Origin of the sequence: Photorhabdus akhurstii, assembly GCF_018448925.1 — a bacterium.
In the GTDB taxonomy this organism is placed as follows: Bacteria; Pseudomonadota; Gammaproteobacteria; order Enterobacterales; family Enterobacteriaceae; genus Photorhabdus; species Photorhabdus akhurstii.
In genome coordinates this window covers 91758-116840 of record NZ_RCWE01000007.1, presented here as the reverse complement: position 1 = coordinate 116840, position 25083 = coordinate 91758, and the positions used below count along the sequence as shown (strand labels likewise).

Genomic DNA, 25083 nt, shown 5'->3' with positions numbered 1-25083 from the left:
TTTCAACTTACCCTATTGTTTTATATATGATAATTACGTATGGTAGAGCATTTATAATATAGCTAGATATCGCTAAAATTATCAACCAGATCTGTGCTGATTTAATGATCTCTCTAATTTTTCTATTTATTTTATGAGGGAACAGATGGAAGATGAGTTTGGACTAAAATCACAATTTTTAAAAATATTGGAACTGATTTTTCAATTGTTGATTCTAATAATTATAATCAAGATGATTGGCTAGAGGATACTCCTTTATTAGTAATATACTGAAATGATATTCTTTATATATTGAAATGATATCGACCATATATAGAAATGATATTAGTTATATATGGATTGGTGCTGCTATATTTTAGAAATAGCCCCTAGGCTGATACGGAGTTTCATATTTTTTTGTATAGTATTGATATGTGAGTTAGTGTTTTCTAGTGCTAATTCCGATAGCGAAATTTTATCGATGATTGATAACTTAGAAGGATCATTTAGCGAAATACTTTTTGTTTACTATAATTATTTGATTTTGTGGCCTATATTAGGATGGTTTTTTGTATCTTTTATTATTGAATTGGAGTTATTGAGACTACTAACATTTGAAGAAAATACGCAGCTAATAGCCATTAAATGAAAGTCATAGTATTTAATGACTATAACTTATTATTGCTAATTTAAATAAATGGAGGAACGTGATGAAATTTTTTATTAAAAATTTCCTATTATATTTCAAGTAATTAATTATTATCTATAACAGCTATTGAGGATACTATGAATAATTATTACGATTATATAAGAATTGCCAGTATGGTCAGTATGGTCTTAATTATGCCGGGACCAACCAATACTCTATTGGTATCGTCTGGATATTCACATGGTTTTATTAGTACACTCAGGCTGATATTAGCTGAGGCACTGGGTTATATAACAGCAATTAGTTTGTGGGGGTTGTTTTTATCTACTGTCTCTCATGCTTTCGTATGGTCATTAGTTATCTTAAAAATGTGTGCTTCGACATACATTGCTTATTTGGCTTTTAAAGTTTGGCATTTCTCATTAGACAAGAATGCGGCGAAAATCCATTTTATCACGGTATTATTTGCCACGTTGCTGAATCCTAAGGCTTTTGTGTTTGCTACATATATATTTCCTCTTACTGCATTTACTTTGTGGTCAGAATACATTCCATGTATGGCGGTTTTTGTTTGCGCGTTATTGCCTGTTTCTTTAATTTGGGTGGGGGTTGGGAAAATGCTATATGCAGGAAAGCTGGGAAAAGGGAGTTTAAAACCTGATCTGTTTTATCGTCTCGCTTCTGTAGTGTTATGTGTTTTCTCTGTTTCAATGTTTTACACGTCAATGAAAGGTGTTTTATATCTTTGACGTAATGAAATATTTGATATTACGACTTTCCGATTGATTTTTGCTGTACAGAATTGAGTAGATCGATATTGTAACTGAAAGCTTTGTTTCCTCTGAGCCGTTCTTATCGCTGGTACTTAAAGTGATAAGAACGGCTCATATGGTTCACTATAGAATAGAAGAAAAAACCCTACTCGGTAACGAATAGGGAATGATTTCATCAACAGTCGCGTCTTCTTAGATTAATGGCGAAAAGGGCGACGCAGGGGGAGGCTCAGTCGGATAGCCTTGCTCACTATTGGCTAATACACTTGCCATTGTTTTGGCAATTTCACGCTCGCCAATAATAACGTGGCTAGCCCCACGCTCCGTGATATAGGTAACTTCATCGTCATAGTCAGCTCGGACAATGATATTAATATCTGGGCGTGCTTCTCTTGCACTAGCGACAATCTCACCTGCTTCATAGCCATTGGGAATGGTCAGTAGAAGGGAGCAGGCGCAATCCAAGCGAGCCAGTGACATAATATCTTTGCTGGCGGCGTTGCCCATGACGGCACTGATACCTTGTTCACCGAGTTCCTCAAATTTGGCTCTGGTGTTTTCAATAACAACCAGAGGGATCTCTTTTTCCTGCAAGCGTTGGCATAGCAAGCTGCCGATACGTCCGTAGCCGACAACGATAGTGTGACCGCAGATATCGACAGGAATTTGCGTCTCTTCTTCCAGCGTTTCTTCCAGCAACTGTTCCTCAATAGTTTCTGTTTTTTCCAGATAGCGATCCAACAGGCTAAATAGAACTGGGTTTAGCATGATAGAAACAATCGCGCCAGCTAGAACAAGGTTACGGGCATTTGCATCCAGTAAGCCAAGTGCGACCCCAAGACCAGCCAGAATAAAGGCAAATTCACCGATTTGTGCCAGACTGACTGAAATTGTCAACGCAGTCCGGCGTGAGTGGCCGAACATCTTTACGAGTAACATTGCAGCCGCGGACTTACCAATAATAATGATTGCTAACGTTGCCAATATAGATAGTGGCTGTTGAATGAGGACCATTGGATCGAACAGCATGCCAACAGAAACGAAGAACAATACGGCGAAAGCATCTCTGAGTGGCAGCGTATCTTGGGCGGCACGGTGGCTTAGTTCTGATTCGTTTAATACCATACCGGCGAAGAACGCCCCTAGTGCGAATGAAGCATCAAACAGAGCAACGGCGCCGTAAGCGATACCCAAGGCGATAACCAACACGGCAAGGGTAAACAGTTCCCTGGAGCCAGTACTGGCGGTTTTTGCCAGTACCCACGGAATTAGACGACGGCCAACAACAATCATCAGCAGGATAAACGCGATAACTTTGCCGACGGTCATGGCGAGTTCGATAACTAACTGCCCAATATCGGCTTCTTTATTACCAAGAATACCGGCAGCCGCAGGCAGTAATACCAGAGTCAGCACCATCGCCAGATCTTCGACAATCAGCCAGCCAATAGCTATTTGACCTCGTTGGCTATCGATCAGTTGGCGCTCTTCTAGCGCTCGTAACAGAACAACGGTACTGGCGGTTGATAGACAGAGACCAAAGACGATACCGCTAAATAATTCCCACCCCAGTATTGCTGATAATCCTACTCCGAGTAATGTCGCGACCAATATTTGCGCAATCGCTCCGGGGATAGCAATGGATTTTACAGCGAGTAGATCTTTGAGTGAAAAATGCAGTCCAACACCAAACATCAATAAGATGACACCAATTTCTGCCAATTCTGGGGCCAGTGATGCATCAGCGACAAAACCAGGAGTGAAAGGACCAGCGAGTACTCCCGCAGTAAGATAACCAACCAGCGGTGAGATTTTCAGGCGTTGTGCCAGCATACCGAGCAGATAAGCGATAAAGAACCCGCCAACGATAGTGGTGATAAGTGGTGTCGAGTGCTCCATTAAGACTCCTTCGTGCTGAGGCTAGTAAATAGCATAGTGAAGAGGTAGGTGTAACTGTATTTTATAGATAATTCGAGGTAAATTCGCTAAAAAAATGAATAAAACATCAAAAAATATGGATTGAAAGGATTAAATTACCCGTAACAGGGATTTGTGTTGTTCTATTTGAATATTTATAAGGTAAATAAGCACTATTCCCACATAAAAAGTAAATTTTATGTGGGGTTGGATGGTGATTTTTCTAGTTCTTATCTTCTATATTAGGTAATAAAGCGGTAAATATGCCAAGTAATGGCAGAAAAGCACAAATCTGATAAACCAGTTCAATACTTGTTCTGTCTGCAATATCACCAAGTACCGCTGCGCCAATACCTCCCATACCAAAAGCTAGCCCAAAAAACAGGCCGGATACCATCCCGGTTTTACCTGGAATAAGTTCCTGAGCGTATACCAGGATTGCAGAGAACGCAGATGCTAGAATCACACCAATAATCACTGATAGAATACTTGTCCAGTATAGAGAAGCGTAAGGCAGAACTAAGGTAAAAGGTGCAACTCCTAGGATAGATATCCAGATAACATACTTTCGGCCGATCCTGTCGCCAATTGGTCCACCAATAATGGTTCCTGCTGCAACTGCGAATAAAAAAATAAACAGATGAAATTGGGCGTTTTGTACGGAAATGCCAAATTTGTGTATTAAGTAAAAAGTATAATAGCTACTGATACTGGTGAGATAAAAATATTTGGAAAATATTAAAATTAGCAAAATAACCAAGGAACCTATCACGGTTTTTCTTGATAAAACTTTGACGGCGAGGTCAGTTTTAGCTTGATTTTTCTTGATGTAATTCTGAGCCTTATACCATTTACTGATCTGTAGCAGCACGATGATGCCGAGTAATGCTGCCAGAGTGAACCAGCCAACGTTGCCTCTGCCATAGGGAGCAATAAACACAGCAGCTAGCAAAGGCCCAAGGGAACTGCCGAAATTACCGCCGACCTGGAAAAGAGATTGAGCTAATCCGTGTCGACCACCGGATGCCATACGTGCTACGCGCGACGATTCCGGGTGGAATACCGAAGAGCCTGTACCAATTAATGCAGATGCTAATAGAATTAACGAGAAATTGTTGGCGTAGGCCATCAGTAATAGACCGGATAAAGTGAAACTCATTCCAACAGGTAATGAATAGGGTTGTGGATGTTTATCAGTATAGAGGCCTATCAGTGGTTGTAATAAAGAGGCGGTAATCTGATAGGTCAGTGTGATCATACCGATTTGCACAAAACTTAGGTTAAATTCTAATTGTAGTAAAGGATAAATCGCCAGAATCAGCGATTGGATCATATCGTTCAATAAGTGTGAAACACTGATTGCACCAAGAATAGTAAAAACAGTATTCCTGGTTTTTCTTGTGGGAGATGGGGCTATAGTAGTATTGCTCTGTTCACTCATATTCGCTGCCAACCTGTCTTAATCAGTAATCAGTAATCAGTAATCAGTAATCAGTATATTGGTTATTTGTTGAATTTTAATACATATTAGGTAGAGAGTTGATTTTTTACTATTTTGGGTATAGTTTTATGGTACTCCCGCGAAGACGAAGCAAAACATGTTCTAATAACTGCATAACATACATAACCTATCTCAAGAAATGATCAATTTATCCCGCCTTGTTAGCTTTTGAAGCTGTTTTTGCATGGCAATTCACTAAAAAAAACATGGAGATATACCATGAAACTCTCGTTCAAGACCTCAGCTTGCGCTTTGGTTGTATCTATAGCATTACTTCCTGCAATCGCAAGTGCGTGGGAGAAGGACAAAACCTATGACATTACCATTTTGCACACCAATGACCATCATGGGCATTTTTGGCATAACGATTATGGCGAGTATGGTTTAGCCGCTCAAAAAACGGTAGTTGATGAAATCCGCCAAGAGGTCGTGAAAAAAGGTGGTAGTGTGTTGCTACTTTCCGGCGGAGATATTAATACCGGTGTACCAGAATCTGATTTGCAAGATGCCGAACCTGATTTTAAGGGCATGAATTTGGTGGGCTATGATGCAATGGCGTTGGGGAACCATGAGTTTGATAATCCTTTGTCAATACTACGTCAACAGGAAAAATGGGCAAATTTTCCATTTCTGGCTGCCAATATTTACCAAGCAAGCACCGGCAAACGTTTGTTCAAGCCTTATACCATTTTCGATAAACAGGGTGTGAAAATTGCCGTTATTGGTCTGACGACTGATGATACGGCGAAAATCGGCAACCCGGCTAATTTTCCTGATGTTGAATTTCGGGTTCCTGCGACAGAAGCCAAAATGGTTGTTGAAGAACTAAAGAGAGATGAAAAGCCAGATGTGATTATTGCCGCAACCCATATGGGGCACTATGACAACGGTAATCATGGTTCTAATGCGCCGGGCGATGTTGAAATGGCTCGCAGTTTGCCAGCAGGCTATCTGGATATGATTGTTGGTGGTCACTCACAAGATCCGGTCTGTATGTCCGCGGAAAAGAAAAATTATAAGCAGATCGATTATGTGCCAGGAACGCCATGTTCGCCGGATCGTCAGAACGGTACTTGGATTGTTCAGGCTCATGAGTGGGGGAAATACGTTGGTCGAGCTGATTTCCAATTTCGTAATGGTGAATTGAAGTTGACTCACTATCAGTTGATCCCTATTAACCTCAAAAAGAAAGTGCAGAAGGGAGACGGTTCTACTGAACGTGTTTACTACACTCATGAAATTGCACAAAACCCGGATATGTTAAAGTTGCTGATGCCTTATCAGGATAAAGGTGATAAACAGCTTGGTGCAAAAGTGGGTTCTATTGAGGGTAAATTGGAAGGGGATCGCAGCAAAGTTCGTTTTGTTCAGACTAATATGGCCCGTGTTGCCCTCTCTGCCATGATGGAACGCGCGGATGCCGATTTTGCGATTATGAGTGGCGGTGGTATTCGCGATTCGATTGAATCTGGCGATATCACTTATAAAGATGTGTTGAAAGTGCATCCATTTGCCAACTCATTGGTTTACGTTGATATGAAAGGCAGCGAAATTGAACCATATCTGGCAGTGATTGCTAATATGAAAGTTGATTCTGGTGCTTACGCACAGTTTGTGAATGTTAGCCTGATCGCTGATGGTAAAGGCGTTAAAGAGGTAAAAATCGGTGGAAAACCACTAGAGCCGAATAAAACTTACCGCATGGCAATGCTTGACTTTAATGCTATTGGTGGTGATGGTTATCCACGAGTTGATAATTATCCAACCTATGTCAACACCGGTTTTGTTGATGCAGAAGTTTTGAAAGACTATATCGAGAAGCATTCACCATTGAAAGCGGCTGATTATGAGCCAAAGGGTGAAATTATTTATCAATAATCCCTGACAGAATGATAAATCGACAGGGCTGCAATCTTGGCAGCCCTTTTGGGGGAATAATTTAAACTCTTGCGATATCAGCGAAGGTGCCTTTCGCTAACCTACAGAGATCAGATGGCGCTAATTCAATATCTAACCCTCGTTTGCCACCAGAGACAAAGATAGTAGGGAACTGTCGCGCCTGATTATCAATAACCGTTGGCAAGAGTTTTTTCTGTCCTAGCGGACTGATCCCGCCGACGAGATATCCTGTCACTTTCTGGGCGATTTGCGGATCAGCCATCTCGGCTTTTTTGACTTTAAAAACTTTGGCGACCTTTTTTAAATCTAGTTCACTTGAAACGGGGGTGACCGCTACTACCAAATTTTTAGCCTCACCATTAAGTGCAACCAGCAAAGTTTTGAAGACTTGCCTGGCATTGAGTCTTAATTTCCTCACTGCTTCATCACCAAAGTTATGCTCATTTGCGTCGTGTTCGTAGGTATGAAGAGTAAAGCTAACTTTCTGTTTCTCTAGCAAAATGATCGCAGGTGTCATGATTTCATTACATAGGATGATTTTGTAATTAAAGATAATGGATGAAATGGAATGATGGAATTGATAATCTGACTACGGCTCTGTTGCTTGTATACAAACAGGTAATATCCCGTACTTAAGAATAACAAAAATGACAGATTATACCTCATATGATTGGCCAATATTATTATAGCGATATATGTAATATTGGCCTTTTTTTAATGCTGTTCTTCTGCCAGCATCTTGGGCAAATTCCCCTCACCATACAGATGCAAAACGCCAACAGCAACGAGGTATCGACCGGCAGGTAATTCCTGTAAACGCTTATTCCATCGTTTATTGCGTTCAGTCATCAATAGTTGGTATATCTCTTTACTGAAAGTTGTTGGTAAAGCATGTTCTTGTTGTTCTGGTTGATAGTCCATCCACCAACTGATCATAGTTTGTAAAGCACGGGCATTTGCGTGCCAATGGGTTAATGTATCTTCCAGTAGTGGCAGGCCGTTATTGGGAATTTGATTAAGTAAATTAATTTGTGATTCGGTACCTTCTAGTTCAATAATCGTTTTCCCTTGAGCCTTGGCCGCATTCAGGAGCTGATAATCGATACCGTATTGGGGATGCAATCCAAGGTTTTGTGCTTGTCCAGCTTGTAAAATTAAAGCGATTTGCCATGAGGGCAATAGATTGAGGAATTCTTCTTGCTGTTGGATCTCATTGCAACAGTCCTGAAAATTCTGATACATCTCAGAAGATAAACGTTGTTCGATACGGTGATATGATTGAAATTCATCATGAAATGGAGAGTCTGACTGAGTAATATCCGCTTCCACGATTAATGTATCGGATTGATTAAGCTGTGCTATCAATATTTCCGACAGCGGGAACATGTTTTTCGTACCCATATGAATACTGCCTACCAGATGCAAATGTCTATCACCTGCCAGTGTAATATCGTGAGCGGGATAGGGATAACGATGGAGAGCATTGATTCCTAATATATTGGTAAGGTGTTTAATCAGTCGTCCCATTTGAGCTCCGGTTTAGCATTTATTCTTTAAACTAGCTATTTTTCTAGGTTAATATTACAACTGTATCTCTATCCATTTCCATTGAATGTTCTTTTACTACTATTCAGTATACAAGGAGATTTTACTTGACCTCCGCATTTACCTTTCCAGTTCTTTAAAAATGATAACTAGAGATTTGTAATGAAAACATTGTCGGAGATGTGGTGATTTGATGCAGTAACATGGGGGACATTGCTATATGAAAAAGTGCTGGGGTAGAAGTGTAAAATGCGATCATGGATGCGCATTTTTACGACTCACCCCAACATCATCAAAGCAGACTTATTTCTTTAGTAATTCATAATTTAGGTTTAAACCTCAATAAGCGGTTAGCATTACTTACTACCGTAATTGAAGAGAGCGCCATTGCCGCACCTGCGACTACCGGATCTAACAGGGTTCCGGTAAAGGGATAGAGCACACCAGCGGCGATGGGAATCCCCAATGTGTTGTAGATAAATGCGCCTAATAGGTTCTGTTTCATATTGCGCAGCGTTCCTTTGGACAGTTCAACCGCATCGGCCACACCATGCAGACTATGACGCATCAGTGTTATCGCCGCGGTTTCAATGGCGATATCGCTACCACCTCCCATTGCAATCCCCACATCAGCTTGAGCTAGGGCAGGAGCATCGTTAATACCATCCCCCACCATAGCAACCTTGCGACCTGCTGCTTGCAGTTTCTGAATCGCCTCAGCTTTGCCATCAGGTAATACACCCGCAATCACTTGATCAATACCTGCTTCTTTTGCAATCGCATTGGCAGTAGCCGGGTTATCACCGGTTAACATCACTAAACGGTAGCCTTGGTGATGTAATCGCTGCAATGCAGTAATGGTATCTTCACGCAGTGGATCGCGAATTGATAGCACTGCCGCCGCTTTACCTCCTGCTGCCAGGAGAACCGGTGTGATGCCTTTTTCTGCCTGTTGAGCAATCAGCGGTTTTAATTCTTGCGTATCAACTTGATTTTGTTCTAGCCAGACTTGATTACCTAGCAACAAGATTGTGCCATTCACTTCACCACTGATACCGAGTCCAGCCAGAGTGCGGAATTGTTCAACTTGCGGTAATTCCAGCCCTTCGGCTTTGGCAAGAATGGCTTTGGCTAATGGATGGTTAGAACCTTTTTCCAGTGCGCCAGCCCAACGCAATACCTCTTGTTCACTATACCCATTAAAAGTATGGATATCAGTCACTTGAGGCATCCCTTCCGTCAGCGTACCGGTTTTATCGAAAACAAGGGTATCTAAGGTGCTCGCTTGTTGCAGCGCATCCGCATCCCGAACCAGAACCCCAAATTCTGCTGCCCGGCCGACACCAGAGATAATTGACATCGGAGTCGCCAGCCCAAGAGCGCAGGGACAGGCAATAATCAACACGGTGGTAATAATGACCAATGAATACATGATCTGTGGCGCTGGACCTACGAAATACCAAATAGCACCGGCAATCAGGGCAATGGCGACCACAACGGGAACGAACACGGAGGAAATTTTATCTGCTAACTGACCAATTTCGGGCTTACTACTTTGCGCCTGACGGACCAGTTTAATGATTCGTGCTAATGTTGTCTGACTGCCAACTGCGGCGGCAGTAAACAGTACCGTACCGTCTTGCACTGTCGTACCGGCATGAATGTTATCGCCTTTAGATTTTTGCTGTGGAATCGGCTCACCGGTGAGCATTGCTTCATCTATCCAGATCTCACCTTGAATGATTTCACCATCAACGGGAACACGATCACCGGTTGCCAAACGTAATGTCATGCCGGGTTTGACATCAGCCAATCGCATCTCTTTTTCGCCATCTTCTGTCACCACACGGGCCGTCGGTGGTGTCAGGTCTAGCAGACGCTCCAGTGCTTTTGAAGAACGCTGACGAGCACGTTGTTCCAGAGCATGACCCAGATTTATCAGACCAATAATCATCGCGCTGGCTTCATAATAGAGATGACGGGCTGGTGGCGGAAAAATATCCGGCCATAGATTGACACTGATAGAGTAAAGCCAGGCTGCGCCGGTTCCTAATGCCACCAATGTGTCCATTGTGGCACTACGGTTTTTCAGGCTTTGCCACGCATTGCGATAGAAGTGACCACCGGCAAAGATCATTACGGCAAGCGTGATAACGCCGATAGTCAGCCAGATATGACGGTTTTCAGGCGTGAGCATCATATTATCGCCCATCATGCCCCACACCATCACGGGAATACCGACGACCAATGCTAATGCTGATTGCCAACGAAAACGGCGCATATTAGCGTCAGAAACTTGTTGCTGACGTTCACGCCGTTCAGCTTCGTCCTGAATCAGTTCTGCGCCATACCCGGCTTTTTCTACTGCTTTAATCAGCGCCTCCGCTGAGGCGCTGCCGGTAATTAAAGCGCTGCGTTCAGCAAGATTCACTCTGGCATTTTCCACGCCACCAACGCCCAGCAATGCTTTCTGAACTTTGCTCACGCAACTGGCACAAGTCATGCCGTCCAACAACAACTGGATGCTCTCATCGCTATCACTCACAACGGAGGCGTCAGTTTTTTCGACCGGAACGGAAGAGGTTGCCGCTGCCAAAGGTTCCGGTCTATTCGAAGCAGGTAATGTCAGCGGCTCAGATTTTGGGGAGTGTTGACCAGAAGCGAGTTTTGCGTGATAACCCGCCTGCTCAACGGCGGCAATCAGGGTAACGACATCGGCTTTACCGTAAATTTTAGCTGTTTCAGTGTTCACATCTGCGGCGATAACGCCATCTACGTCCTCCAGCGCTTTACGAGTCGTACCGGCACAATGCATGCAACTCAGGCCGGAGAGCGCCAGTTCAACGTCAGGTTGGCTGGCGATTATCGCATCGTAACCGGCTGCTTGAATTGTTTCGATTAATGATTCAGCAGAGGCTGCGCCGGTGATTTTGGCATAATCAATCGTAATATCCGCCTGTTCCACATCTGCACGATTTGCCAGTGCCTTTTTCACACTGTTAACACAATGCATACAGGAGAGTCCCTGCAAGGTTAAAATGATTGTGTGTGACATAAAAAAACTCCTAACACATAGTGATGTAATTATTCTTCACACCTGTGTGATAATTGATGATATCTACACAGTTCAAGTGAGTTTCTGACTTGTTGCGAAGGTTAAACCTTCCCGCAAGGGTAAGGTCAAGGGGAAAAAATGAACATCAGTGAAGTTGCCCAAAAAACCGGTCTTACCAGTAAAGCTATTCGGTTTTATGAAGAAAAGGATCTGATTACACCGCCGGCAAGGGGGGATAACGGCTACCGTTATTATCAGCAGAAACATATTGATGAATTAACGCTGTTGCGTCAGGCGAAACAGGTCGGTTTTACGCTTGATGAATGCCGTGAATTTTTAGTGTTATTTCGCAATCCCAATCGTCACAGTGCTGATGTAAAAACGGCAACCTTGCATAAGGTGGCTGAAATAGAAAAGGCGATTGAAGAGTTGCAGAAAATGAGAAGTAAATTGTTATCTTTGGCGGAAGAGTGCCCTGGAGATGATGGGGCTGAATGCCCCATCATAGATCATTTATCGGGTTGTTGCTCTCATCACTGAGAACTGACCGGCTTTACTTTCAGGGTAATGCCATCAACAGCGATTACCTCTACTTCGGTATGGGCGGGTAGTTCACTGTCACAGTGAATCCGCCAGCTTCCATCAGCCAGTCTGATCCGGCTGTAACCATTTTCAGTGTCTGTAGCTAGTTTGGCCCGGATACCGATGAGCTGGTGGTCTTTCTGGTTCAGGGTATCGCTGCCTTTTGAGGGGCGGCGACGTAACCAGTAGCGCCATAGCATTGCGGAAAGCAGTGTCAGAGTGGCAAACAAAATGCCTTGCCATTCCCAGCTGATTCCTGGTAGCAGCCAAGTGACAAACGCAACAACGATAGCGGCTATCCCCGTCCATAACAGATAGCCGCCGGTTCCAAGAAGCTCTGCAATTAACAGTAAGCCGCCAAAAGAGAACCAGAGCCAGGGGGTTTGAGCCGCAATCTGTGCAATCATGATTACTTACCTTTTTTGCTTTCGCCAATCAGTTCAGTAATACCGCCAATCGCCCCCATTAGGTTGCTCGCTTCCAGAGGCATCATAATGACTTTGCTGTTATCGGAGGCGCCGATACTGGTCAGTGCGTCCGTATATTTCTGGGCAACAAAGTAGTTAATTGCTTGCATGTTACCGTCAGCAATCGCATCGGACACCATTTTAGTTGCGCGAGCTTCCGCTTCGGCGGCGCGTTCACGTGCTTCTGCCTGGAGAAATGCCGATTGACGTTCCCCTTCCGCTTTCAGAATTTGAGACTGTTTTTCTCCTTCTGCTTTCAGAATAGCCGCCTGACGGATACCTTCCGCTTCCAAAATATCAGCACGTTTTGTACGTTCTGCTTTCATTTGGGCGTTCATGGCGGAGATCAACTCTTTGGGTGGACGCACATCACGGATTTCAATACGGGTAATTTTCACTCCCCACGGGTTAGTGGCTTCATCAACAATATGCAATAGACGGCTGTTGATAGAATCACGCTGTGATAGCATTTCATCCAGCTCCATTGAACCCAAAACGGTACGGAAGTTGGTCATCGTCAGATTAATAATGGAGAGCTCAAGGTTGCTGACTTCATAAGCAGCCCGAACAGGATCGACAACCTGAATGAAGCAGACCGCATCAATGGTAACATTGGCGTTATCGCGGGAAATCACCTCCTGTGAAGGAATATCCAACACTTGTTCCATCATATTAATTTTACGGCCAATGCGATCGATAAAAGGGACGATAATATGCAAACCCGGTAATAAAGTCCGGGTATAACGACCGAAGCGTTCTACCGTCCATTGATAGCCTTGTGGCACTGTTTTTACGCAAGTAAAGACAATAACCACCGCAATAAAGATCAGAATGGGTACGGCACCAAAAGCGAATAAATCCATAGCAATTCCTTACAATTAAATAAATCAGTAAAGCAGTGAATAGACCTGGCGACGGTATTTTGAAGCCAGGGTGTTACTGGTCCCCATTGCAGACATAATATCCATCATTGTTTTCCGTACTGCGCCATTGGCAGCGGAAAGGTCCTTTTTCAGGAAGCTAAGTAATAATTCCAGCGCTTCTTCATTACGACTAACTTCGTGCAGTTTCAGCGAGAGCTTAACAGCCAGCTCTGCATTTTCTGGTTGAATGGCGAATTCTTGCTGCAATTGTTGGATCTCTGGTGTATCCGCCGCTTGCTTTTGTAACTCAATTTGAGCCAGTAAACTGTGATAATGAGTATCTTGGTCCTGTAATGGAATAAGACTCAGAATTTCCTCGGCCTCTGCTATATTATTGAGCATAATTTGCACTTCGGTCAACATAAGTGCGATTTCACTGTTTTTGGGGGCTAATTGCCAGGCTTCTTTCAGTAGTGGCAGCGCTTCCTGATGTTTTCCTGCTGCGATAAGTTCCTCTGCCTGAGCGACTTTCAACTCTTCCGGCTTGGGTAATACGCGGGCAAGCATCTCTCTAATAACTGTTTCAGGTTGTGGCCCTTGAAAACCATCTACCGGTTGGCCTTGTTGCATAATATAAACCGTAGGAATGGCTCGTAAGCCAAACTGTGCCGCGACCATTTGCTCTTTATCGCAATCCACTTTTGCCAATATGAATTGATTTGCATATTCTGCGGCCAGTTTATCCAATATTACGCCTAATTCTTGACAATGAGAGCTACGTTCAGACCAAAAATAAAATAAAACAGGTACAGTCATAGACTGTTCAACGGTTTGATGTAGATTGCTTTCGTTAACATTAATTCCAGTAGAAGTTGGTAACATATAATTAGTCTCTTAAATTTGGTTGTCGCAGGGTATGATTAAATAGATTGAGGTTATTTTCTTAACTTTCAAGTTGTACCACTCTGCTTACTCAGTATTTTATCCATTACTCTTCCTGGTAAAATCCGGCGCATAATCGTGACTGCGTGGGTTATCCAAGTCACTGGATAACGTAATTTGGGGTTCGGACTTTCCAGAGCATGGATCAGTTTGCGCACAACGGCTTCGGGGGTTAGGGTAAAATGGCGGGCGATCCTAGGGTTTCTGACCGGTTTATCGCTTTGCGTTTGATTCACGTTTTCTGCGAAACGTGTTTTTATCGGGCCGGGGACAATCAGACAAGCTTTAATTCCGGTTCCGGCTAATTCCATTCTTAATGCATCTGACCAGGCTTCCAAGGCATATTTACTGGCGGAGTAAGCGCCGCGGCCTGGGGTTGAAATTAGTCCCATAACTGAACTGGTTTGGATAATACGGCCTTCACCATGAAGTTGCATTGCTGGAAGTAATAAGCAGGTAAGTTGATGGGTACCAAATAGATTAGTAGAGAATTGCCGTTCCAGTTGTTCACGACTGATCGTATTTAGTGGGCCATAAATACCAAAGCCGCCGTTATTAAACAGCCCGTAAAGACGGCCATTGGTGAGCCTGATGACCTCGGCGGCGGCGCGTTCAACACTCATTTTGTCATCAAGATCCAATTCGATAGGTTCCAGTCCTAACTCGCGCATATGTTGTAAATCTGCGGGTTTCCGGCAGGCTGCTAATACTCTATAGCCCCGCTGATGTAGTGTTTTGGCCGCCACCAGACCAATTCCACTGGAACAGCCGGTGATAAGAACGGACTTTTGCATAACTTTACCTGCTTATAGACATCAATTTGTTGAAACTAATAGTTTACTACTTAAGAATAATTAAGATGTGCTGATAGTGTGTCAGACATCCAGTCGGCGATAAATGGTTGGGCTGCCAGATTAGGATGTAATCCATCTTGTTGCACCCACTCCGGTTTAATAGCGACTTGTTCCATATAAAACGGAAGCAGGGGGATTTGATTGTGTTCTGCCAGTTTGGGATAAATCTTGGCAAAAGATTCGGTATAACGGCGCCCATAGTTTGGCGGCAGACGGATCTGCATCAATAAAGGTTGAATATTGGCTTGTTTCACTAACGTAATGATCTGTTGCAGATCTTGCTCTGTTTGTTGTGGAGGAAAACCGCGTAGTCCATCGTTGGCGCCCAGTTCTATCAGTACCCAACGGGGTTTATGTTGTTTAAGTAATTCAGGTAGCCGCTCAAGACCTTGAGCGGCGGTATTACCGCTGATACTGCCATTGATGACCGTGATTTTATTACCGGATTTCCGCCACTTTTTTTCCATCAAAGCAGGCCATGACTGCTCAATAGGCAGATGATAACCGGCACTAAGGCTATCTCCGAGAATCAGAAGGGTATCAGCCGCAGTCGCTCTGGCGCTAAATAGCATCACTAATAAAAGGAAAAGTAAATGGTAACGGGGAGTATTCTTGAAGTTCAGCATCTTAGTAAGCACGTTGGTCAGGGAGAAAATAAGATCACTATATTGCAGGGAGTCGAGTTGGTTGTCGAGTCGGCACAGACTATCGCTTTAGTGGGAGAATCGGGTTCGGGTAAATCCACATTGCTTGGCATTATTGCCGGGTTAGATGATGGCAGTGACGGCGAGGTTTGGCTGCTAGGGCATAATTTAAGCCAGATGAACGAGGAACGGCGGGCGCAACTGCGGGCTGAAAATGTCGGTTTTGTCTTTCAGTCATTTATGTTAATTCCGACGTTGAACGCATTGGAAAATGTCCAGCTTCCTGCTTTATTGCGTGGCGAATCTGAACAGAGTAGCAGGAAACAAGCGGTTGAATTGCTGGAACAATTGGGATTGGGAAAACGTTTGAAACATATGCCGGCCCAACTTTCTGGTGGTGAGCAACAGAGGGTGGCATTGGCACGGGCATTCAGCAGCCAACCTAAAATTCTGTTTGCTGATGAGCCGACAGGTAATTTGGATCGGCAAACCGGTGATCGGATTGCTGATTTACTGTTTTCTCTCAATCGTGATTACGCCACAACATTAATTCTGGTGACGCATGACAGCCAGCTTGCGGCTCGTTGTCAACGTTGTTTGCGGTTAGTTGATGGCAAATTGAGGGAAGAAAGATGATTTGGCGTTGGTTTTGGCGCGAGTGGCGCACCCCTTCTTTATTGATTGTCTGGTTATCGCTTACGCTGGCGGTGGCTTGTGTGCTGGCACTGGGAAGGATAAGTGATCGGATTGATCAAAGTGTTCATTATCAGAGTCGGGATTTTCTGGCGGGTGATTTAGTCCTGCGTGCGGCTTATCCGGTAGATGAAGGATGGTTACAACAGGCGAAAAGTCTGGGATTAAAACTGAGTCGCCAGCTCTCTTTCACCACAATGACTTATGCCGGGGATATTCCTCAACTTGCGAATGTAAAAGCGGCGGATAGCCGTTACCCGCTATATGGTGAACTGGAAACCCATCCACCGGGTTTGAAAGCGGAAAAAGGAACAGCACTGGTTGCGCCTCGTTTGCTTGAACTGTTGAAAATCAAAGTTGGCGATAATCTGGATGTCGGAGATACCACGCTTAAGGTGAGTGGAGAATTAATTCAGGAACCGGACAGTGGTTTCAATCCCTTTCAGATTGCGCCTCGGATTTTAATCAGTCTTGATGATGCTCAATCTACCGGAGCGATTCAACCGGGTAGCCGTCTGACTTATCGTTATATGTTTTCTGGCGATAAAGAAGCGATTTATCAGTATCAGCAGTTCATTGATCCCCAACTTAAAGTTGATCAGCGCTGGTATACCTTGAAACAGGATAGCGGGGCGCTCGCAAAATCCATTGAAAGGGCGCAGCAATTCTTGTTGTTATCGGCTTTGCTGACGTTATTACTTGCTGTCGCTGCGGTAGCGGTATCAATGACCCACTATTGCCGTAGCCGCCATGATTTAATTGCAGTACTAAAAACACTGGGTGCCGGGCGTTGGGCGTTGCGTAAATGGGTGATTGGTCAATGGCTAGTGATATTGATTGCGGCGGCGGTAGTGGGGACACTTCTGGGATTGATGTTTGAATATCTGCTCGTACAGATTTTGGCGCCCATGTTACCGAAAATGTTGCCGCAAGCCGGATTCTGGCCGTGGATATGGGCGTTAGGCGCGTTATCGGTTATCGCTTTACTGGTGGGAATACGTCCGTACAAGCAGTTAATGGCAACTCAACCATCAAGGGTGTTGCGTGATGATATTATCGCACCTATCTGGCCGTTGCGCTATTACCTGCCGTTGGCGGCATTGGTGGTCATTAGCGGGTTGGGTCTGTTGGTTGGAACCAAACCTATGCTATGGGCGTTACTGGCTGGCATGGTGATGGTTGCGCTATTACTGGCGGTGTTTGGTTGGGGAGGATTGTGGCTATTACGCCATTTGAAACTCCGCCAACTCAGTTTTCGCCTGGCGGTTAATCGACTATTGCGGCAGCCGTTCCAGACAGTGGCCCAACTGGCCGCTTTCTCTTTATCCTTTATGTTATTTGCTTTGTTGCTGGTGGTCCGGGGAGACTTGCTTGACCGTTGGCAGCAACAATTGCCGCCGGACAGTCCAAACTATTTTCTGATTAATATGACTGGACAGCAAATTCCACAAGTAGAACATTTGCTGGCTCAGTATCAGGTTAAACCTACGGCATTCTATCCAGTGGTATTGGCTCGCTTAACGGAAATTAATGGTCAGTCAGCTATCGCGTGGGCAGAGGCCAGGGAATCGGATAGCAACACGGTACAGCGGGAGTTGAACCTGACATGGAAAGAGGAATTACCTCCGTTTAATACTTTGGTGGAAGGTCACTGGCCGCCAAAGGCGGATGAAGTTTCTATTGAGCAAGGGCTTGCTGAGCGTTTAGCAATCAAGATCGGCGATAAGCTAACATTTAGTGGTGATACGCAGCAATTTAGCGCCATAGTTAGCAGTATTCGACTGGTGGATTGGGAAAGTTTGCGGCCAAATTTCTTTTTTATTTTCCCGAAACAAGCATTGGAGAATCAGCAGCAAACCTGGCTGACTAGTTTCCATTATGAAGGCGATGGCCGACTTCTGACGGATCTTAATCGTCAATTTCCAACCTTGAGCCTGCTTGATACCGGCGCGATGATTAAGCAAATTCAGGCTATTTTGCAGCAGGTCAGTAAGGCGTTGGAGGTCATGGTTGGGTTGGTCATGGTCTGCGGCGCATTACTGCTATTGGCACAGGTTCAGGTAGGGATGCATCAACGGCAACTTGAACTGGTGGTTTACCGCACCTTGGGAGCCAGTAAACAGTTACTGCGTCGTACCCTTTGGAGTGAATTTGCTTTGCTTGGATTAATGGCGGGTTTTACTGCGGCACTGGGAGCTGAGGTTGCGCTTTGGTTGTTGCAGACCAAGGTATTTGATTTTCCGTGGCAACCAGCATGGCAGATGTGGCTATTACTACCAATAATCAGCAGCTTGTTACTTTCATTGTGTGGAAGTGGGTTGGGGCTTCGGTTGTTACGGGGTACGGGATTACACCGGCGAGTTCAGGGATAAAAGGGCGATATTTGCAGACATTCAGGGAATGGGTAATCGCTCGTCGAGATGTGATGAACCCATTCCAGGCTTATTGGCCTACTATACCCTATGGATTTCAAGATTCATCGCGACGGCAAAGGAGTGAATCCCCGGTCGCATAGCGAACTATGTGACCGGGGTGAGCGCAGCCAACAAAGAGGCAACTTGAAAGATAACGGGTATATCGTTGTTTAAGTAAATTCGGCTCTAAGTTGTGGCAATATTTGCTCGCCGAAAGTGGTCAATCCCTTAACATAATCAGGGAAGATCAACATAACCCCGTCCAGTTCGCATTCACGCAGTAAATCTGACAATTGTTTACGACATGTTTCCGGGTTGCCGATAGCAGTGTGGGTCATAAAAGCGTTTTGGGATCTTTCAACCATCGCATTGCTTTTTCCGCCAATATCGACGCCAAAACTGTGCATCATGCTTTTAACTGCGTCTATATCCAAGCCATCACGATAGAACTCAGCCAGCGTTTTAGCTTCTTCATCTGTTTCAGCGCAAATAATCGTACACATACAAAAGGTTTTGGTGGTTGTGTCGTATTCGGCTGCAAGACGCTTAGCCATTAGATTAATTTGTCGCGTTTCTTCTTCATCTTTACCACCAATGAAACACACATCGGTGTTCCGTACACTAAAACGTAGCCCACATTCTGATTGACCGGCACAGACCAAATAAGGGCGCGGAACGGAAACAGGTTTAGGCTCAGAAACACAATTCTTGAAATTAAAGTAATCTCCCTGATGATTAACCTGCTTCTCACTCCAAAGCCGTTTGATCAATTGGGTCCACTCTTCGGTCATTGCGTAACGTTGATCGTGGTCTAAATTGTTATCCCATTCCCCCATCTGTTCAAATTCGTCTTTGAATGAACCAGAGACAATATTCAGCCCGGCGCGGCCATGACTAATTTGATCCAGTGTCGCAATCATTTTGGCTGTCACGGCGGGATTATGCAGCCCGGCATGCATGGTTGCGATCAGCCGGGCATGATGAGTCACTTCGGCAATACCTGCCATCATCGTAACGGATTCCAGCGAACAGCCCCAATGTTCCGTTTCACCGCCAAAGCCGCGCCATTTACTCATCGACATGATGAAATCCAAACCAATTTGATCAGCCAGAATAGCCGCTTCACGGTTTTGCTGATAAGAAGCATCGAGTGGTGGTGTATTTTTGGAAATAATCCATCCACCTTTCGCTATGGGTAGAAATACACCGAATTCTTTTTTTGCCATGATTAATTCCTTGTTTGTCTGTTGTAAGGAATATTTTATAGGTTCATTTTATTGTTAAATTCAGTTAAGTAGTGTGTTGTCATCAGAACATTTCTTCACGACTTGTGACGGTGGTTGCATCATGAATGTGATGATCAGAATAGCTAGCACTGGTATGGCGATAATGAGAAATGCCGGTGTAAAACTGCCTGAATAATCCTTAATTGCGCCCACTAGGAAAGGGGCGATACAGGCGGTAGTAGAGATTAGATTCATCACCGAAAACAGTTCCAAGTAAGGCGTGCGCCCAAAATAATTGAATAGCAATATACTGGATGCCAGAAAAGTCATGCCATAACCGATGCCAATACACAATGTGAACAGGATTAAAAATGTCCATGAAGTGGCGGCACTGAGTGCGATAAGGCCGCAGATAATTATCGACAGACTACCGATAAGCAATTTTTTGGGATCGAGCCATTCACCAACTGCGCCTCCTGCAAATCGTGAGAATGCGTTGATAAAAGCCAAAATACTGAGTGAGGAGGCAGCGACAGATTCACTGAATCCGTTTTCAGTAATATGGGCGACTGCAAAACTATTAACGGTTATCCCACACAGTAAAAAAGAGGTATAAGCGGCGGCAATGGCATAAAATTGCCAGGTGTGCAGCGCCTGCCGGACGTTCCATATTTCCTTGGTGCGATAGATACTGGTGGGGAGCTGGTCTTGTTGATTTTTACTAACCTTTTCTGCGTGGGCGTTTTCCTTTTTACCTTCGCGCATAAATAAAATGGTCAATAAACTAATCAGGGTGAGTGATATCCCGGAAATTGCCCAGTGCATACGCCAGTTTTCCCAAAATATTGTTGCTAGGAAATAGATCCACGGACCGACCACGCCTCCTAATCCCCCAATGGTGAAATAGATACCAAAAGCCAATGACTGTTTTTTAAAAAGTCGGCTAATGACATAAGTACCGGGAACCGTCGCCATAAGACTAAAGCCAATTCCTAATAATGTGGTACCGGTAAAATAGGCTGCGATACTGTGGGTGTTATAGAGGATGTAAAAACTGGTGATAAAGGTGAGCGTACCGATCATTAAGGTAGCGCGGACGCCGGTACGACGAATAAACATCGCTGGAAGGTAACTGGACAGCCCACATGACAGGCCAAGTAACGTGAACCCCAAACCGGCATCGGTCCAACTCCAGTGTAATTCCTTAATCATGCTAGGTAATACAACTCCCAGCGAAGTAAATGTGGTTGCGGTGACCAGAAAGTAAATCAAACCCAAAAGTATCAGTAGGAGCCACTGATAAGTACGTCCGAACTGGTCATGTTGAATGGGCATTTTGACTCCATCAGGATAAAGGCCATCAGAAAATTTCTGATATTTTATTCCGATATCAGAAAAAACTATATCGAATAAAGATCCCGTAGCTAAATTGATCCGTTCGATAATAAGGGGTATCTCTTATTTTGTATTTATTTTTTATGGGGTTCAGAACAATGCCTGTCCATAAATGACCGGATTGATGACCAAGGAGTTTCCCTAAATCGTAATGTAACTCTGGTTTGAAATCGATAGTTTCAGGCTGTCCATGCAAACCTAAGGTATAGTCAAAAGTGCCGACAACCCGAAAATCTCCTAAGCTATTATTGAAGGGAATGCCGTAATCGATATGAATTCGCTGATCATTCCAGCTTCCTTTGGCATTATTCTCAAAATAAAAAATTGTACGTAGCCAGCTAATCCAGCTAGCTTGCCAGTCAATACTGATACCGGGGAAGTAGTCGTAATCTATCCCTTTCGTTTTGGCAATCCATTGAGTGAACAAAATATCTTTTACCGGCCCAAAAGAGATGTCATTACCAGTGACTTTACTCAAGCTTACTCTGGGGACAACTTTATAATAGTAGGTGCTTTTATCACCTTGGTAATCACTTTGCAGCGAGTTTTGCCAAATACTATAGACGTACATATCGCCGATACTGTAGTCGCCGAAAGCCTCTAAAATCGGCGAAATGGTTTTTTGGGATCGACCCGATTTTCAAATTGCATATAAAGGCTGGTATCAATCGATTGAAAATTAACAAAATGACCGGCTTGAGCTTGATTGATTGCCGACAACAATAATAGCATTGCAGGTAATCCGCTCTTCTTTAATCGAGTGCCTATCCAGCGCCAAGTCATTGCCAGATAAGCGGCGCCACAAAATGGAGAAGAGAGCCTTGAGGTGAAAAAAAGCGGGGGATAGTTTTTCGTATTATGGATTTTTGTGGCAAGTAACACGAAGATTCCCTTTCTCATGCGGTATCGGGCTGGTGATTGCTAACATTGATCTAATGAGACGGTTTTGTCAAAGGGATATTTGATTTTATTGATGAAAGGAGGAGGGAGTAGAAAGATAAGATTATTTTAACCTTAGTGATTTTTCAGTGTTACTAATACACTGATTATTGAATTAGTAATAGGTTTTTTATTTAACTTTGTGTTGAGAGTTGGGGAAATATTGTTGATTAATGGTTTTGTGAAAATATTTTTTAATTATATTTTAGTTAACTTAAATATATAATTTATTTTAAATGGAAAATAGTAATGAAAAATAATAATAAATTGGCGTCTTTTTTTGTATAATCAAAATCATTTTCGAATTTAAATAATTATTGCTTTGGTTTTAAAATATATAGATAAAATATCTTTGTTAATATTTATCTTGAGTAATTAACCCTAACTAGCTCAATGTATCTTTGCATTTTTCGCAAATCACTTATACATGAAATACATATTCAAAAAATTAAAATAAAGAATAGATTATGGATAGTTAGGTATTCCAAGACTAAATCGTCTTGGCAAGCCATTTTTGCAATAGTGACATAAATACCATTAATTTTGCTGGCGGGTGAGCAAGTGCCCGCAGTAAATAAATATCTTCTTTACGTCCATCAGGATCATTAAATAAAGGCACCAGTTTTCCAGAACGAATATCGGTGGATATCACCCAATTAGGTAAAAGTCCTACCCCAAATCCACTGACAGCGGCCATTCTCAATGTTTCAAAGTTATCACTGCGAAAGATCCTGTTATCATCGTTGAAGTTAATAGCACTGCGATAACGTGACCAGCAAATACCTGCGGGGTCATGATGTTTATCAAGCAAATAGTGTTCACTCAGTTCCGTCAGTGTTGTCGGTGTTCCATGCTTTTGAATGTAGTTTGGGTTGGCACAAATAACCCAAGTTTGTGTGGCGATGCGTTTTGAATAAAGTGTGCTGTCCTTTAATTCACCAATACGAATAACCGCGTCGAGACGATCCCTGACCGGATCAGTCAAACGCTCGGTTTGATCAAGTTCAACCTGAATTTTAGGATATCGCGTGAATAGTTCCGCTAGCATCGGAATAATATGTTGGCGTCCAAACGTTGGCAGGCAAGCTATGCGTAATGCCCCTTGCGGTTCGCCATTCAACGCCGCCAACTCAGCCTGGACATCGACAAGATCATTGATAATACCTTGCGCCCTTGCAAATAAAATCTCCCCTGCGTCAGTCAGTGATAAACCACGAGTAGAGCGAAAGAATAGTTTTGTCTCTAGCATTTTTTCAAGGTTGTCTATCTGACGAGTGATAGAAGACGCAGTCATACCTTGCAAACGAGCAACGGCAGAAAAACTTTGTGAACGGACAACATGAATGAATGTTGTTAGCATATCGGTACGTAATAAATCTTTCATCGCAATTTTTACCTATACATTTCATATATTACAAATAATACATAACATCTGGTAGCGCTATCACTTTTGCATTCTATGCAAAACAATTTCGTTCGCTCTCTTTATTCCCACGATTTCAAAATAGTGCCAGAATCACTTCATCATAATTCCGGCCCAAATGCTGAGAGTTCCCATGTCAAATACAGCAATTAAACCAAATCCTATTTCTTCCATTTCTCTTATCTTATTATCTGTAGCTTGTGGTTTTGCTGTCGCGAATATTTATTATAACCAACCACTATTGCCAACAATTGGGACAAGTTTTAGCGTTAATGGTTCAATATCCGGCTGGATCGCGACACTAACGCAGATTGGCTACGCGGCGGGGCTTCTCTTTTTTGGGCCGCTTGGCGATACACTAAGCCGTCGCAAGCTGATTTTCTGCCTCTTAATCGGTAACATAGTCAGTCTTATCTTATGTGCCACAGCCCCAAATTTTACATGTCTTTTGACAAGTAGTCTGATTGTGGGGCTAACTTCTATTTCAGCACAAATCATCATTCCCGCCGTATCCGGTTGGGTAATACCAGAAAAGCGTGGCCGGGCGGTAGGAAGTCTGATGAGTGGCCTTTTCGCTGGAGCACTGCTTGCCAGAGCATTGAGTGGTGCGGTTGGAGAGCATTTCGGTTGGCGTGAAATGTTTGTATTAGCAGCTTTAATTGATATCTTCCTGTTTTTTCTGGTCTGGTTTGTACTGCCAGAAATAAAAACATCACACACTATGACTTATAGCCAACTTCTTATTTCACTTGGTAAGTTGGTAAAGCAACAACCCCTTTTGCGTGAAGCAGCATTATCCGGTTTTTTACTGTTCGCCGCTTTTAATACTTTATGGGGTTCTCTGGCCTTATTACTTTCCCAACCACCTTACGGTTGGGGAAGCGATATCGCCGGTCTTTTTGGCTTAACGGGCATTGTGGGAATGCTAGCTTCACCAGTAATAGGTTCGTTGACAGATCGCCTCGGCGGGAGAGCGATTGTTACCACAGGCGCTTTATTGGTGACGTTAGCCTTGTGCCTAATTAGCGGCGCGAACCACAATATTCTATTTTTATTCGCCGGTATTATTCTGTTAGATCTTGGCAGCAGAGCGGGTTTAGTGGCAAATCAAACACGGTTATATACATTATTACCTGATGCCCGCAGTCGACTAAATACCGTATTTATGACCTGTTATTTCGCCGGTGGCGCAATAGGTTCTTCTTTGGGAGCTGTCGCAGCCTGGCATTTTTCTTGGTATGGCGTCGCTTGCAGCGGCGGAGGATGCGCATTATTAGCCGCTCTAGTGGTTATATTTAGTTCAAAGAGCAGTTAGTGATGAAT

General features: G+C 43.7%; 21 protein-coding genes. 6 read left to right on the top strand and 15 right to left on the bottom strand.

Translation table 11 applies throughout. The annotated features are described in order from the left end of the window. The first annotated feature begins 765 nt into the window (after nucleotides 1–765). Nucleotides 766–1377 (top strand): LysE family translocator, encoded by a 612-nt coding sequence (locus EAE93_RS10760; RefSeq protein WP_214039645.1) that lies wholly within the window; start codon nucleotides 766–768, stop codon nucleotides 1375–1377. A 216-nt stretch (nucleotides 1378–1593) separates the two neighbouring features. Here the strand turns inward: EAE93_RS10760 and ybaL are convergent, their stop codons facing one another. Continuing rightward, nucleotides 1594–3300 (bottom strand): YbaL family putative K(+) efflux transporter, encoded by a 1707-nt coding sequence (ybaL, locus tag EAE93_RS10755; protein WP_036775184.1) that lies wholly within the window; start codon nucleotides 3298–3300, stop codon nucleotides 1594–1596. A 241-nt stretch (nucleotides 3301–3541) separates the two neighbouring features. Continuing rightward, complete coding sequence (locus tag EAE93_RS10750; protein ID WP_214039644.1) at nucleotides 3542–4759, bottom strand: MFS transporter; 1218 nt, start codon at nucleotides 4757–4759, stop codon at nucleotides 3542–3544. A gap of 279 nt (nucleotides 4760–5038) precedes the next feature. Here EAE93_RS10750 and ushA point away from each other — a divergent pair, with 279 nt between their 5' ends. Then, complete coding sequence (gene ushA, locus EAE93_RS10745) at nucleotides 5039–6697, top strand: bifunctional UDP-sugar hydrolase/5'-nucleotidase UshA (RefSeq protein WP_036808925.1); 1659 nt, start codon at nucleotides 5039–5041, stop codon at nucleotides 6695–6697. Nucleotides 6698–6758: 61 nt separating this feature from the next. Here the strand turns inward: ushA and ybaK are convergent, their stop codons facing one another. The 3 genes from ybaK to copA all read right to left on the bottom strand — a co-directional run bounded on the left by ybaK (nucleotide 6759) and on the right by copA (nucleotide 11318). After that, nucleotides 6759–7235 carry a Cys-tRNA(Pro)/Cys-tRNA(Cys) deacylase YbaK gene (gene ybaK / locus EAE93_RS10740; RefSeq protein ID WP_065389278.1) on the bottom strand — a complete coding sequence of 159 codons (477 nt, stop codon included), beginning with the start codon at nucleotides 7233–7235 and terminating at the stop codon, nucleotides 6759–6761. Nucleotides 7236–7432: 197 nt separating this feature from the next. Continuing rightward, complete coding sequence (locus EAE93_RS10735; RefSeq protein ID WP_214039643.1) at nucleotides 7433–8245, bottom strand: TraB/GumN family protein; 813 nt, start codon at nucleotides 8243–8245, stop codon at nucleotides 7433–7435. A 337-nt stretch (nucleotides 8246–8582) separates the two neighbouring features. After that, complete coding sequence (gene copA / locus EAE93_RS10730; RefSeq protein WP_214039642.1) at nucleotides 8583–11318, bottom strand: copper-exporting P-type ATPase CopA; 2736 nt, start codon at nucleotides 11316–11318, stop codon at nucleotides 8583–8585. A gap of 138 nt (nucleotides 11319–11456) precedes the next feature. On the opposite strand from copA, the gene cueR reads away from it, so the two are divergent. Beyond that, nucleotides 11457–11858 carry a Cu(I)-responsive transcriptional regulator gene (gene cueR / locus EAE93_RS10725; protein WP_040150066.1) on the top strand — a complete coding sequence of 134 codons (402 nt, stop codon included), beginning with the start codon at nucleotides 11457–11459 and terminating at the stop codon, nucleotides 11856–11858. Here cueR and EAE93_RS10720 read toward each other — a convergent pair. The 5 genes from EAE93_RS10720 to tesA form a co-directional block, all read right to left on the bottom strand. Further along, nucleotides 11852–12307, bottom strand: coding sequence for an NfeD family protein (locus EAE93_RS10720; RefSeq protein WP_214039641.1), 456 nt, complete (start codon nucleotides 12305–12307; stop codon nucleotides 11852–11854). The two genes, cueR and EAE93_RS10720, sit on opposite strands and share 7 nt — an antisense overlap. Before the next feature lie 2 nt (nucleotides 12308–12309). Beyond that, nucleotides 12310–13230: an SPFH domain-containing protein gene (locus EAE93_RS10715; protein ID WP_036775200.1), complete on the bottom strand. Its 921-nt coding sequence runs from the start codon at nucleotides 13228–13230 to the stop codon at nucleotides 12310–12312. Between the two features lie 24 nt (nucleotides 13231–13254). Continuing rightward, a complete protein-coding gene (locus tag EAE93_RS10710) occupies nucleotides 13255–14112 on the bottom strand; it encodes a co-chaperone YbbN (protein ID WP_036808944.1) in 858 nt (285 codons plus the stop codon). A gap of 68 nt (nucleotides 14113–14180) precedes the next feature. Beyond that, a complete protein-coding gene (locus EAE93_RS10705; RefSeq protein ID WP_036775204.1) occupies nucleotides 14181–14966 on the bottom strand; it encodes an SDR family oxidoreductase in 786 nt (261 codons plus the stop codon). 50 nt (nucleotides 14967–15016) lie between these two features. Continuing rightward, on the bottom strand, nucleotides 15017–15649 hold the full coding sequence (tesA, locus tag EAE93_RS10700) for a multifunctional acyl-CoA thioesterase I/protease I/lysophospholipase L1 (RefSeq protein ID WP_181147764.1): 633 nt from the start codon (nucleotides 15647–15649) through the stop codon (nucleotides 15017–15019). On the opposite strand from tesA, the gene ybbA reads away from it, so the two are divergent. Beyond that, entirely contained in the window at nucleotides 15620–16306 is a 687-nt protein-coding gene (ybbA, locus tag EAE93_RS10695; RefSeq protein ID WP_105397709.1) for a putative ABC transporter ATP-binding protein YbbA, read from the top strand. The genes tesA and ybbA overlap by 30 nt on opposite strands. Continuing rightward, complete coding sequence (gene ybbP, locus EAE93_RS10690; RefSeq protein WP_214039640.1) at nucleotides 16303–18735, top strand: putative ABC transporter permease subunit YbbP; 2433 nt, start codon at nucleotides 16303–16305, stop codon at nucleotides 18733–18735. Before ybbA ends, ybbP begins: the two co-directional genes overlap by 4 nt. Nucleotides 18736–18947: 212 nt before the next feature. On the opposite strand, the gene EAE93_RS10685 is transcribed toward ybbP, so the two are convergent. The 5 genes from EAE93_RS10685 to EAE93_RS10670 form a co-directional block, all read right to left on the bottom strand. Beyond that, nucleotides 18948–20003 (bottom strand): LLM class flavin-dependent oxidoreductase, encoded by a 1056-nt coding sequence (locus EAE93_RS10685; RefSeq protein ID WP_214039639.1) that lies wholly within the window; start codon nucleotides 20001–20003, stop codon nucleotides 18948–18950. 60 nt (nucleotides 20004–20063) lie between these two features. Then, nucleotides 20064–21338: an MFS transporter gene (locus tag EAE93_RS10680; protein WP_036808959.1), complete on the bottom strand. Its 1275-nt coding sequence runs from the start codon at nucleotides 21336–21338 to the stop codon at nucleotides 20064–20066. Nucleotides 21339–21393: 55 nt separating this feature from the next. After that, nucleotides 21394–21969 (bottom strand): outer membrane protein OmpK, encoded by a 576-nt coding sequence (locus tag EAE93_RS24500; RefSeq protein WP_250150980.1) that lies wholly within the window; start codon nucleotides 21967–21969, stop codon nucleotides 21394–21396. A gap of 29 nt (nucleotides 21970–21998) precedes the next feature. Further along, entirely contained in the window at nucleotides 21999–22280 is a 282-nt protein-coding gene (locus tag EAE93_RS24495; RefSeq protein ID WP_250150979.1) for a hypothetical protein, read from the bottom strand. 547 nt (nucleotides 22281–22827) lie between these two features. Beyond that, nucleotides 22828–23721: a LysR family transcriptional regulator gene (locus EAE93_RS10670; protein WP_214039638.1), complete on the bottom strand. Its 894-nt coding sequence runs from the start codon at nucleotides 23719–23721 to the stop codon at nucleotides 22828–22830. Nucleotides 23722–23893: 172 nt separating this feature from the next. Here EAE93_RS10670 and EAE93_RS10665 point away from each other — a divergent pair, with 172 nt between their 5' ends. After that, nucleotides 23894–25075, top strand: coding sequence for an MFS transporter (locus EAE93_RS10665; RefSeq protein ID WP_110090801.1), 1182 nt, complete (start codon nucleotides 23894–23896; stop codon nucleotides 25073–25075). Nucleotides 25076–25083: the final 8 nt, after the last annotated feature.